Origin of the sequence: Flavonifractor sp. An10, assembly GCF_002161215.1 — a bacterium.
GTDB lineage: Bacteria > Bacillota > Clostridia > Oscillospirales > Oscillospiraceae > Flavonifractor > Flavonifractor avistercoris.
Genome location: NZ_NFMB01000005.1, coordinates 1 through 11,664, shown reverse-complemented (window position 1 = coordinate 11,664; position 11,664 = coordinate 1). Strand labels below are relative to the sequence as shown.

General features: G+C 62.0%; 11 protein-coding genes, 4 pseudogenes and 1 riboswitch. Of the genes and pseudogenes, 5 read left to right on the top strand and 10 right to left on the bottom strand.

All coding sequences use genetic code 11. The annotated features are described in order from the left end of the window. Positions 1-3: 3 nt before the first annotated feature. The 5 genes from thiW to B5E42_RS09685 form a co-directional block, all read right to left on the bottom strand. The gene (gene thiW, locus B5E42_RS09705; protein ID WP_204244403.1) at positions 4-534 is read right to left on the bottom strand and encodes an energy coupling factor transporter S component ThiW; all 531 of its coding nucleotides are present in this window, start codon (positions 532-534) and stop codon (positions 4-6) included. Positions 535-551: 17 nt separating this feature from the next. Next, positions 552-848, bottom strand: a complete 297-nt coding sequence (locus B5E42_RS09700; RefSeq protein ID WP_087239115.1) for a thiamine-binding protein — start codon at positions 846-848, stop codon at positions 552-554. Next, positions 845-1,645: a bifunctional hydroxymethylpyrimidine kinase/phosphomethylpyrimidine kinase gene (gene thiD / locus B5E42_RS09695; RefSeq protein WP_087239113.1), complete on the bottom strand. Its 801-nt coding sequence runs from the start codon at positions 1,643-1,645 to the stop codon at positions 845-847. Before thiD ends, B5E42_RS09700 begins: the two co-directional genes overlap by 4 nt. Positions 1,646-1,741: 96 nt before the next feature. After that, positions 1,742-1,843, bottom strand: a riboswitch (TPP riboswitch). 53 nt (positions 1,844-1,896) lie between these two features. Beyond that, complete coding sequence (locus B5E42_RS09690; RefSeq protein ID WP_087239111.1) at positions 1,897-2,880, bottom strand: lipoate--protein ligase; 984 nt, start codon at positions 2,878-2,880, stop codon at positions 1,897-1,899. 49 nt (positions 2,881-2,929) lie between these two features. Next, positions 2,930-3,523, bottom strand: a complete 594-nt coding sequence (locus B5E42_RS09685; RefSeq protein ID WP_087239109.1) for an SOS response-associated peptidase — start codon at positions 3,521-3,523, stop codon at positions 2,930-2,932. Positions 3,524-3,636: 113 nt separating this feature from the next. On the opposite strand from B5E42_RS09685, the gene B5E42_RS09680 reads away from it, so the two are divergent. After that, positions 3,637-4,899 carry a DNA polymerase IV gene (locus tag B5E42_RS09680; RefSeq protein WP_087239107.1) on the top strand — a complete coding sequence of 421 codons (1,263 nt, stop codon included), beginning with the start codon at positions 3,637-3,639 and terminating at the stop codon, positions 4,897-4,899. 14 nt (positions 4,900-4,913) lie between these two features. Here B5E42_RS09680 and B5E42_RS09675 read toward each other — a convergent pair whose 3' ends face one another. Next, a complete protein-coding gene (locus B5E42_RS09675; protein WP_087239105.1) occupies positions 4,914-7,418 on the bottom strand; it encodes an excinuclease ABC subunit A in 2,505 nt (834 codons plus the stop codon). A gap of 184 nt (positions 7,419-7,602) precedes the next feature. Here B5E42_RS09675 and B5E42_RS19605 point away from each other — a divergent pair. Next, a pseudogene (locus tag B5E42_RS19605) lies at positions 7,603-7,811 on the top strand (chromate transporter); the annotation flags it as partial. Next, a pseudogene (locus B5E42_RS09665) lies at positions 7,792-8,091 on the top strand (transposase); the annotation flags it as partial. The pseudogenes B5E42_RS19605 and B5E42_RS09665, both read left to right, overlap by 20 nt. 170 nt (positions 8,092-8,261) lie before the next feature. On the opposite strand, the pseudogene B5E42_RS09660 reads toward B5E42_RS09665, so the two are convergent. From B5E42_RS09660 to B5E42_RS09640, 4 genes and pseudogenes are all read right to left on the bottom strand, one after another. Then, positions 8,262-8,831: pseudogene (locus B5E42_RS09660) on the bottom strand (transposase); the annotation flags it as partial. Between the two features lie 399 nt (positions 8,832-9,230). After that, positions 9,231-9,359: pseudogene (locus B5E42_RS09650) on the bottom strand (transposase); the annotation flags it as partial. 418 nt (positions 9,360-9,777) lie between these two features. Further along, complete coding sequence (locus tag B5E42_RS09645; protein ID WP_087239101.1) at positions 9,778-10,026, bottom strand: hypothetical protein; 249 nt, start codon at positions 10,024-10,026, stop codon at positions 9,778-9,780. A 233-nt stretch (positions 10,027-10,259) separates the two neighbouring features. After that, entirely contained in the window at positions 10,260-10,934 is a 675-nt protein-coding gene (locus tag B5E42_RS09640) for an alpha/beta hydrolase-fold protein (RefSeq protein WP_087239099.1), read from the bottom strand. A gap of 235 nt (positions 10,935-11,169) precedes the next feature. On the opposite strand from B5E42_RS09640, the gene B5E42_RS09635 reads away from it, so the two are divergent. Continuing rightward, positions 11,170-11,400, top strand: a complete 231-nt coding sequence (locus B5E42_RS09635) for a helix-turn-helix domain-containing protein (RefSeq protein ID WP_087239097.1) — start codon at positions 11,170-11,172, stop codon at positions 11,398-11,400. Continuing rightward, positions 11,393-11,664, top strand: a 272-nt coding sequence (locus tag B5E42_RS09630) for a type I restriction-modification system subunit M N-terminal domain-containing protein (protein ID WP_204244402.1), incomplete at its 3' end; no start/stop codon positions are given. The genes B5E42_RS09635 and B5E42_RS09630, both read left to right, overlap by 8 nt.

Sequence of the window (11,664 nt, the reverse complement as noted above, 5' to 3'; positions counted from 1 at the left end):
CCCTCACCGGTTGAGCTCTTCCAGCATCCGATCCAGCACCCTGGCCCGCTTGAGCAGCAGGAGCGCGGCGCAGCCCATCAGGCCGCCCACCACCGAGGCGGGCAGGTAGAAGGGGATGTAGTAGAAGGGGGACTGGGCGTCCAGGGCGTAGAAGAACTTCATCAGGGGGTAGGCCACCATGGCGCTGACAAAGCCGGTGCCGATGGTCTCCCCCAGCAGGGCGCCCCACAGCTTCTTCGTCAGCTGGTAGAGCAGGCCGGACAGGAAGGCGCCGAACACCGCACCCACCACCGCCTGGATGGTGCGGCCGGTGAGCATCCGCAGCAGCCCGGTGAGCAGGGCGGCGGCGAAGTTGTACCACGGCCCCAGGAACACCGCCCCCAGCACGTTGCAGAAGTGCTGGAAGGGGGCCATGGAGGGGAAGTAGACAAAGGTGGACAGGACGAAGCCCAGGGCGCCCAGCATGGCGGTAAGCACCAGCTTGCGCACCGAAAGTCCCTGGGCCCGCATGGTTTTGGCATTGGCTGTTTTCATGGGAGATTCCTTCTTTTTCACGGATTTTGGTATTTGCCGGTCTTGTCGTCGATCGTCCACACCCCGCCGGGCTTGTAGCTGATCTTCACATAGGCCAGCATGCTGGGCTCCCCGTGGGACACGCAGATGCGGCAGCACTCCTTCACGATGTCCAGCAGCTGATCCAGATCCCCCTCCAGGGTGGTCTCAAAGGGCCCCACCACGTAGTGCAGGCCGGTGGAGGCCAGGTAGGAGATCACCTCGTCCACGATGCGGCGGGTGTCCTCCTGCTCCATCACCTTGGGCAGCACCTGAATGGCAACACTTGCGTTCATTGTACGCTTCCTCCTTCTTTGATGGCGTAGTTGTGCTTGAGCGGGCCGCTGCCCGCCCCCAGATCCAGCCCGGCCTCCATGCAGGCGGTGATGTAGGCCTTGGCCCTCCCCACCGCCCGGGGCAGGTCATCCCCCAGGGCCAGGAAGGAGGCGATGGCAGAGGACAGGGTGCAGCCGGAGCCGTGGTTGTTGGGGTTGTCCACCCGGGAAGCCCGGTACCAGTGGGCCTCCCCCTGCCGCCACAGCAGGTCGTCGGCGTCCTCCGACCGGTGGCCCCCCTTCACCAGCACCCCGCCGGGCAGGGTGCTCCCGATGGCCTCCGCCGCCCGGAGCATGGCGTCCTCGTCCTCAATGGCGAAGCCGCACAGCCGCTCCGCCTCGGGGATGTTGGGGGTGATCACCTCCGCCAGGGGGAACAGCTCCTCCATCAGGGCGGTGAGGGCGCTGTCCTGCATCAGGCTGGAACCGCTGGTGGCCACCATCACCGGATCCACCACGATGTGCTCCGCCCGGTACTCCCGCAGCTTGGCCCCAATGGCCCGGATGATGTCCGCGCTGGACACCATGCCGATCTTCACCGCGTCGGGCCGGATGTCCCGGAACACGCAGTCCAGCTGCTGGGCCACAAACTCCGGGGTGGCCTCCAGCACGCCGGACACCCCGGTGGTGTTCTGGGCGGTGAGGGCGGTGATGGCGCTCATGCCGTACACCCCCAGGCAGGTCATGGTTTTCAGATCCGCCTGGATCCCCGCGCCGCCGCTGGAATCGCTCCCCGCGATGGTCAGCACTTTTTTCATACACATGCCTCCTCTTTTTTGCAGACAAAAAACTCGGAACGCCCCGCAGAGCGTTCCGAGTACCAGAAACAGACGCCATGGGCCCCTGGCCCTGGCTGCTTCCCACTCGCCGCGTCCCTACGTTGGCATTATCCACATCAGGTCGGGTCGGGCATACGCCCCTCTCAGCCCTTCTACAGAGCTCCCCTGCGAACGATTCTCATTCAGTTTTCCTGAGTATAGCACAAAAGCGCGGAAAAGAAAAGCCTTTTTTATCCACGCAGCAGGCGGCTCAGCTCCTCCGCCGTGATGCCGCTCATGTAGTCCCCCACACGGAGGGCCTCCAGGGCCTCCGTCAGGTGTCCGTCCAGGGGCAGGCCAACCATGGCCCCCTCCAGCTCACCCAGCTCGCCGCTGCCGAAGAAGTCCCCGTAGAAGCGGACGGCCTTGATTTTTCCGCCCTCCGCGCTCAGGTGGGCGGTGACCAGCCCCGCCGGGAACTTCATCTCCCGCCGCATGTCGTAGGCGGGGGAGAAGCCGTAGTTCCACGCCCAGGTGGCGTACTTCTCGTCCCGCAGCTTCCGGATGGCGGCCAGATCCTCCTCCGTCAGGGTGCAGGGCTCCAGCTCCCCGCTGGCCATGGCGCACTCTGTCAGGGCCTGTTTGAAGTCCTCCATGGAGATGGGCGCGGGGGCGTGGGCGTTGATGGTGGTCACCCGGCTGCGCACCGACTTCACCGCCTTGGAGTCGAACTTTGCCTCCTTCACCCGCAGGGCGTCGGCCACGCTGGTCAGGTTGGAGTCCAGCATGATGCACCCGTGGTGGAGCAGCCGCCCCCGGCGGGCATACTGGGCGTTGCCGGAGAACTTCATCCCGTCGATGGTCAGGTCGTTGCGGCCGGTGAACGCCGCGTGGACGCCGAAGCGGGCCAGGGCCTCCACCACCGGCCGGACAAAGATCTTGAAGTTGAGGCCGGGGGCGTCGGCCCGATCCACGATGAAGGTGAAATTCAGATTGCCCCTGTCGTGGTACACCGCCCCGCCGCCGGACAGCCGCCGGGCCACCCGGATGTGGTGGGCGTCCACATAGGCCTGGTCGATCTCCTCGGCGGTGTTCTGATACTTGCCCACCACGATGGTGTTGTCGTTCTGCCAGAGCAGGAAGTAGGACTTGCTTTTGTCCATCCGCTCAAAGACGTACTCCTCCAGGGCCAGATTAAAGTAGGGATCTCTGGACGGGGATTCCAGATAGCGCATCGCCGGCATCTCCTTTCTGACTGGGCGCCGCCGCCCGGCCTGCACCTTCTCAAAACAGGGAGAGCTGCCGGGGCGGCTCCTCCTCCACATGCTCCAGGGCCGGGGGCGTCCGGCGGAGCAGCTCCCCGGCGGCCTGGGGGCTGTGCACCCACTCGGCCAGCCGCTCCCGCTCCAGCACCAGGGGCATCCGGTCGTAGATGCCCGCCATGGAGGGGTTGGCGGCCGTGGTCAGGATCACACACCGCCGCCGCCCGCCGCAGTCGTTCCACAGCCCCGCCAGGTAGAGCGCCCGATCCCGGCCGGGGAGCTGGAAGCGGTACTTCCGCTTCTGCCCGCCGGCGGGCCCCCACTCGTAAAAGCCGGTGGTGGGGATCACGCACCGCCGCGCCAGCACGGACTGGCGGAACATGGGGCGCTCCAGGGCGGTCTCGCTGCGGGCGTTGATGATGGAGCGGCCCTTGCCGCCCACCCCCGGATAGCCCCACACCATTACCTCCGGCGCCAGCTCCTCCCCTGCCTCCATCAGCACGGGAACCGGGTCGGCGGGGAAGATCTCCCCGGTCTTGAAGTCCCCCTGCACCTGCCGGAGGATGTCCATGATCTCCCGGCTCTCCCCGGGGGACAGGCTGTATCTGCCGCACATCGCGCTCACCTCAGTACCATATTGTATCACAAAACTACCAGAACTTACTCGTAGATATTTGGAGAGGCACCGCCCTATACTGATGCTAGAACAAACGTACGGGAGGCGGCGTCATGGAGCGGGTGATTCTGCACAGCGATCTGAACAACTTCTACGCCAGCGCGGAGTGCCTGGACAACCCCGCTCTGCGGGGAAAGCCGGTGGCGGTGTGCGGCGACCCGGCCCTGCGGCACGGCATCGTGCTGGCCAAGAGCGGCGAGGCAAAGTCCTTCGGCGTGGCCACCGGGCAGGCCATCTGGGAGGCCAGGCTGCGCTGCCCCGGCCTGGTGGTGGTGCCGCCCCGCTACGGCCGCTATCTGGAGCTCTCCCGCCAGGTGCGGGAGCTCTACCTCCAGTACACCGACCAGGTGGAGCCCTTCGGCCTGGACGAGAGCTGGCTGGATGTGGGGGGCAGCGCCGGTCTGTTCGGGGACGGGAGGCAGATTGCGGATACCCTGCGGACGCGGATCAAGCGGGAAATCGGCCTGACCGTGTCGGTGGGGGTGTCCTTCAACAAGGTCTTCGCCAAGCTGGGCAGCGACTACAAAAAGCCGGACGCCACCACGGTGATCACCCGGGAGAACTACCGGCAGGTGGTGTGGGCCCTGCCGGTGGGTGACCTGCTCTACGTGGGGCCGGCCACCGCCAAAAAGCTGGGGCGGTACGGCATCCGCACCATCGGGGCGCTGGCCCGGGCCAGCCCCGCCTTCCTCCACACCGTACTGGGCAGGGTGGGGGTGATGCTGTGGCGCTTTGCCAACGGCCTGGACTGCTCCGGGGTGTCTACCTGCTGCGCCGTACCGCCGGTGAAGTCGGTGGGCAACAGCACCACCGCGCCACGGGATCTGGTCAGCGACGACGACGTGAAGATCACCCTCTACGCCCTGTGTGAGAGCGTGGCCGCCCGCCTGCGGGAGCAGCGGAGCCTGTGCTCCACCGTCCAGCTGGGCATCCGGGACAACACCCTGCTGCGCTATGAGCGGCAGGAGAAGCTGGCGTTTCCTGTGAGCAATTCCACCGACCTCTTTGCTTCGGCCTTCCGGCTGTTCCGGGCCAACCGCCCGGCCCGGCCGGTGCGCAGCCTGTCCGTCCGGGCAGCGGGGCTGTCCCCGGCAGACGAGGAGCCCCAGCTCTCCCTGTTCCCCGAGGATGTCCGCCGCCAGAAGCGGGAGGATCTGGAGCGGGCGGTGGACAGCATCCGGGCCAGGTACGGCTACACCGGCATCCGGCGGGGCATCCAGCTGCTGGATCCCGCCCTGGATCTGGACGCCAAGGGCAGCCACATCATCCACCCCATCGGTTTTCTGGGGACGCTGGCCCGGGACGGCGGCCGCTGAGCCGGGTGCCCGCCTCACAGATACCGCCCGGTGATGCTCCGGGGGTTCCGCCTCACCTGGGCGGGCGTGCCGGCGGCCACGATCTCACCGCCGGCCTCCCCGCCGCCGGGGCCCATATCAATCAGGTAGTCGGCGCTGCGGATCACATCCAGATCGTGCTCGATCACCACCACGGTGGCGCCGCTGTCCAGCAGGGTCTGGAACACCCCCAGCAGCGTCCGCACATCCAGGGGGTGCAGGCCGATGGTGGGCTCGTCAAAGACAAAGACCGTGTCCGCCTGCCCCCGGCCCATCTCGCTGGCCAGCTTCAGCCGCTGGGCCTCCCCGCCGGAGAGGCTGGGGGTGTCCTCCCCCAGGGTCAGATAGCCCAGACCCAGCTCCTCCAGCACCTGGAGCCGCTGGTGAACCACCGTCCAGTCGGCGCAGGCGTCCAGCGCCACGTGGATGTCCATGTCCATCAGCTCCGGCAGGGTGAACTCCGCGCCGGAGCGGGTCTTGAGCCGCACCAGGGCCGCGTCCTTCCCGTACCGGGAGCCCCGGCACGCCGGGCAGGGGATGTCCACATCGGGCAGGAACTGGACATCCAGGCTGATGGAGCCGGTGCCGTCGCACACCGGGCAGCGGAGCTTTCCCGTGTTGTAGGAGAAGTCCCCCGCCTTGTACCCCAGGGCTTTGGCCGCCGGGCTTCGGGCGTAGAGCTTCCGCAGCTCGTCGTGGACGTTGGCGTAGGTAGCCACGGTGGAGCGGATGTTGATGCCGATGGGGGTGGCGTCGATGAGCTTCACCCGCCCAATCCCCGGCGCCTCCACCGCCTTCACATGGGCCGGCAGCGGCTTCCCGGCCGTCACCGCCTCCAGGCCGGGCACCAGGCTCTCCAGAATCAGGGTGGTCTTGCCGGAGCCGGAGACCCCCGTCACCACCGTCAGCTTCCCCTTGGGGAGCTCCAGCGCCAGGGGCTTCACCGTGTGGATCGCGCCGGTCTCCAGGCGGATGGCCCCCTCCGCAAACACCGCCCCGGCCGCGGCCCGGGGCCGGGCGATGGGCTGGGCCTGTCCTGACAGGAAGGGCCCGATCCGGGAGTCCCCATTGGCGGCCAGCTCCTCCACGGTGCCCTGGGCCACCACCCGGCCGCCCCGTGCCCCGGCCTCCGGCCCCATCTCGATGATCCAGTCCGCGTGGGACAGGATCTGGGTATCGTGATCCACCAGCAGCACGGAGTTCCCGTCCGCCACCAGGTCGTCCATCACCGCCGTCAGCCCCGCCATGTTGGCCGGGTGCAGGCCGATGGAGGGCTCGTCCAGCACGTACAGCACCCCTGTGGTGCGGTTGCGCACCGCCCGGGCCAGCTGCATCCGCTGCCGCTCCCCGGTGGAGAGGGTGGCGGCGGCCCGATCCAGGGTCAGATACCCCAGCCCCAGCTCCATGAGCCGCCGGGCAGCCGTCTGGAAGGACTCGCAGATGCGCTCGGCCATGGGGCGCATCTCCCGGGGCAGGGAGGCGGGCACCCCCGCCACCCAGCCCGCCAGCGCCTCCAGGGACAGCTTGCAGGCCTCGTCCAGGCCGATGCCCCGGAGCCGGGGCGCCCGGGCCGCCTCGGACAGACGGGTGCCGCCGCAGTGGGGGCACACGTCCTCCCGCAGGAATCTCTCCACCCGCTTCATGCCCTTCTCGTCCTTTACCTTGGACAGGGCGTTTTCCACGGTGTACACCGCATTATAATAGGTAAAGTCCAGCTCTGTGGCCTGATCCAGCTTCTTGCCCCGGTAGAGGATGTGCTTCTTCTCCGCCGGGCCGTTGTAGACGATGTCCTTCTCCTCCGGCGTCAGCTCCCGGAAGGGCACATCCGTCCGCACGCCCATGGCCCGGCACACGTCGGTCATCAGCGACCACATGAGGCTGTTCCAGGGCGCCACCGCGCCCTGATCGATGGTCAGGGACTCATCAGGCACCAGGGTGGAGCGGTCTACCGCCCGTACCACGCCGGTGCCGCCGCAGGTGCGGCAGGCCCCCTGGCTGTTGAAGGCCAGCTCCTCGGCACCGGGGGCGTAGAAGCGGGCGCCGCACTCCGGGCAGCTCAGTGCCTGCCCCGCCGCCACCGCCAGGGAGGGCGGCACATAGTGCCCGTTGGGGCAGCGGTGGCTGGCCAGGCGGGAGTACATCAGCCGCAGGCTGTTGAGCAGCTCCGTCCCCGTGCCGAAGGTGCTGCGGATGCCCGGCACGCCGGGCCGCTGGTGGAGGGCCAGGGCCGCCGGGACATACAGCACCTCGTCCACATCCGCCCGGGCCGCCTGGGTCATCCGGCGGCGGGTGTAGGTGGACAGGGCCTCCAGATATCGCCGGGAGCCCTCGGCATACAGCACCCCCAGCGCCAAAGAGGATTTTCCGGAGCCGGAGACCCCGGCAATGCCCACGATCCGGTTCAGCGGCACCTCTACGTCGATGTTTTTCAGATTGTGAACCCTGGCGCCCCGGATCTGGATTTTGTCCGGCCCTCGCTCCTGCCGCTTTCTTTCGTCCATTCTTTCTGCCCCCATTTCGGGAGACGACATCCTGTTGTCCCCGCCTGCAAACATTGGAAATCTGAGTTTATATTGTATCACACGGCTTCCACGGAGGAAAGCCTTTCTGCGGGCAGATCCATTCCGCAGCTGTAGTGGTCTGCAGGTGGAATACTCCGAAGCAGAGCGATAGGAGGTCAGAGCCTTGAAAGACGTATGGCAATTCAAAAAGCTATTTTTATCTACCTTTCAACTCAGCGCGTGTATATTTGGCGGCGGATTTGTTATAATTCCACTCATGTCATGCGCAAAAAGTTTGTGGAAGAACTGCACTGGATCGAGGAAGAGGAGATGATGGATCTGACCGCGATTGCGCAGCCTTCTCCTGGAGCCATCGCGGTTTCAGAAAATCTCCCAGTCCTGGAGGGACAACTGGGCAAACCTGAGCACCTATTTCAAGTACCCTCAGAAGTTGCGGCGGCTGATTTGCACCACCAACGCCATCGAGGGCTTCAACCGCCAGCTGAGCAAGGTGACCAAAGCCAAATCCGTGTTTTCTACCGACGACAGCCTGCTGAAAATGTTGTATCTGGCCATGGTGGACATCACGAAAAAGTGGACCGGCCGGCAGCAGGACTGGAGTGTGATCTACGCCCGGATGGCCGTTTATTTCGCCGAGCGCATGCCTGAGTAGCGCCGGTTCAGATCGATGGCAGAGGGGATATGAATGGCTGCGCCTTGATATCCCGTCCCGCTGGCGTTATGTTGTTAACAAGGCGGCAGCCGATTACCCGTCTGCCGCCCATGATAAATTTCACTCTATTTGCACCGCTTTTGGCGGTTACACAGAATTTGGGATTGCCCCCCGTTGAGCACGGTCGCCCAGAACTTAGCGCTCTCATTTTCGCCTACCCACATGCCCAGTACATCCTTCCGGCCATCCAGATCGATGCTTATGGCAATATACACCGCCTTCTTTACAATCTGCCCCTCGCTGCGGACATGGTAGTGGATGGCATCCAGAAATACCACCGCATAGATGGCCTCCAGCGGCCGCTGCGGCCACTCTTTGGCCATAGGCAGAATCTTGTCTGTGATCCGGCTGACCGTACTGTCTGAGACTGAAATACCGTAGATATCCTGAATATGGGCCTCGATATCTCCAGTGGTCATCCCCTTGGCATACATCGACAGAATCTTTTCCTCGATGTCCTGACTGATGCTGGCCTGGTCCTGTTTCAGCACCTGCGGCTCAAACTCGCCTTTCCGGTTCCGGGGCACGGATACTTCTACATCGCCAAAGCTCGTACGCAGCGTCTTACTGCTGTGTCCATTGCGGATGTTATCCGTGTCCTTATTTTTGTAGTCATACTTGCTGCAGCCCAGTTCGTCATCCAGTTCCGCCTCCAGGCCGTTCTCCATGAATTCGGCTACGGCCAACTGCCTTATCCTCTGTTTTCCCCCCACCATTGGCGCTTTCGTGTACCTTGATGCAGGTGGAATCTATGCTTAGATTTTCCATATCCGCATCCTCAGACAATGCGTGAAACACGGTTTCCAGTGTGCCATTATCCCGCCATTTGGCGAATCGGGCATACACGGACTGCCAGGGGCCGTAAGCCTCCGGCAGTTCCCTCCACTGGGCATCGCTTCTGGCAATCCAGAGCATCCTGTTCAGCATTGTCCGGTTATCCTTGCGGGGGGCGGCCACGCTTCCCGGTTTCTTCCGGCGGCAGAAGAGGTTTGACACGTTTCCATTGTTCTGCTGTTAATTCATAGCGTTTTATACCTCTAGTTTCGCATATCTGCTCTTTTTGTGCAACTTTAATTTTTCCTTAACATCTGGCCAATATCTTGCTGTATCTTCCCATATATGACCTGCCTTCGATATTTGGGCGCAAACACAATATGATACTTACATTCCCACTTCGTGTGTGCTAAACTCGATACGTCAAGTTTCACCTAGACTTGATTCCTCCTTTGGTTGTTGTGGCGGTTGGCAGACCTCCGCTATCTTACCAAAGGAGAATACTTTTTTCTGTATAGCTAAAGCTTTTTGGAACCACCGGCACTGCCGGTGGTTTTCACTTACAATGAAAATCCGTCAAAGCTATAAGGCTTTGACGGATTTGGCCCGAGTAGCGCGACTCGAACGCACGACATCCAGCTCCCAAACGCTTGAACCAAATTTTTTATGGTGATTTACAGTGCTTTTCGGCACTTTCTTCTCGGTATTGAATATTTTTTGACGCTCTTAAATCCGCTGTTTCCACGTGTTCCGGCCCTGACTGTGGTCAAATATGGGGTCAAAAACGCTTCCTGACCAGGGGCGGCAGGTATCTGCCAGCCCCGGCCCGGAAGCGTTTTTTCGTGAGAGAAGTTACACGATTTCCAGCAGCTGCTGGGCGGCATCCATGGCCGCTCGCCTATCCCGGATCTGGGGTTCATCATACGACTTCCTGCGGCACATCCAGCAGGAGCAGTGGATCTTCCCCTTGGACAGCCGTCCGGCGGCGCCGTGTTCCCACGCAAGGACATTCTCTTCTCCTCCAAGCTGGCGGAGGATCGTTTCCTTGCGATGAATCGCACGCATGCGCTGTTTGCGATAGTAACTGCGGTCTCTGTTCAATTGTGCTCACTCCTTGACAGTTCGGGCCGCCTGCAAGAGTCGTCAAGGAAACATGCTCTCTTACAGGCAGCCTATCTGCCAAGAAGAAAAACGGTGATAACCCATTATTTTAATCCTTTCTGCTGTTTGGGCTATTGTACCTCTGTAGAGGGTGTTAAGCAAGTCTTTTCTGCGCGGCGGGCGTATCAATTTTTCACACACCTATTCAAAGAATAAAGGCCGAAGACCATCCTCTATCTGCGCAACAGCCACTGAATGCCCGCAATGGTCCGTTCGATCCCCTGGACAAAGTGGTTGCCGGGATTTAACTGGAACACCGTGTCGATGCCTTTGCTCTGGTAAAAAGCCTGGATCTCTTCTGTATTTTCCTGTACTGTTTTCAGAACCGAATTGCGGGTCTTGGCCTCTTTGTCCCCCAGGGAGAAGTAGATGCAGTCCGGCCGGCGCTTCGGCTCATGGGAAAAGACATATTCCTTGAAACCAGGAAACCAGAGGGAACCGGACATACACCCCACCCGGGAGAACACATCCGTCCGGTAGATAGCGTACAGGGCGAATAACCCGGCCAAGGAGTATCCGGCGATCCCCCGCCACGCCGGAGGACCGGACAGTTCTTTCTCTGCTCTGGGCATGATCTCCTCCACCAGCAGCCGCAGGTAGTCGTCCGCACCGCCGATGAAAGGTTCCCCGTTCTTGAACGCCGCTGGTCTGTCCCACGGGGCCATGTCATGGTTCCAATCCAAGTCGCTGATGGCCACCAATGCGAACTGTGGGTAGTTGGCAGCCCGAGCAGCCTCATATATCTTCTGACCTTCGCCAGAGAAAGTGTTGAGATAGATGGTGGGTGCAGTTGTTTCAGTGCTTGGAAAAATATCTACGCCCTTTTCTGCTATTGTAAAGGAACTCATCCGAAGTCACCCATTTTCCATGTATACCAAATTTGTAGCGTCATTTATTGTACCGTGTTGAAGTTAAGAATACAAGATTGCGACACTTTTGCTGTTATCTATTTTAGTATCCAAAGCGCAAGACCGGCTTATTGGACAGTTGTTTTTCTATACTGTAGATTAAAAACCATCTTGCTTATATTCAGGTGACCGAATATAATATTTGGTAGAAATTTGGAATATAGAGGGATGCTCTATGGAATTTTTGACGACGAAACAGGCGGCAGAGTTATGGGGAATCTCACCTCGTCGGGTGGCCTTGCTCTGCGCTCAGGGGCGAATCCCGGGGACGGTCAAGGCAGGAAAGACCTGGCTGTTGCCGCCGGATGCGAAAAAGCCCCCTGATCCGCGGTTCCCGAAAGGGGAAAAGGAAGTCGCTGATCCGATGCGCATCAAAATAAATTTTGGAGGACACCACTGTGGCTGATATCAGGAAAGAGCAGGAGCGGGACGAGCTACACCGGGCGATCTGGGCCATCGCGGATGAGCTGCGGGGCGCGGTGGACGGCTGGGATTTCAAGAACTACGTGCTGGGCACCATGTTCTACCGCTACATCTCGGAAAACCTCTGCAATTACATCAACGCCGGTGAGATTGAGGCCGGGAATGCCGATTTTGACTACGCCAAGCTGTCCGACGAGGAGGCTGAGGAGGCCCGGGAGGGGCTGGTGCAGGAAAAGGGCTTCTTCAT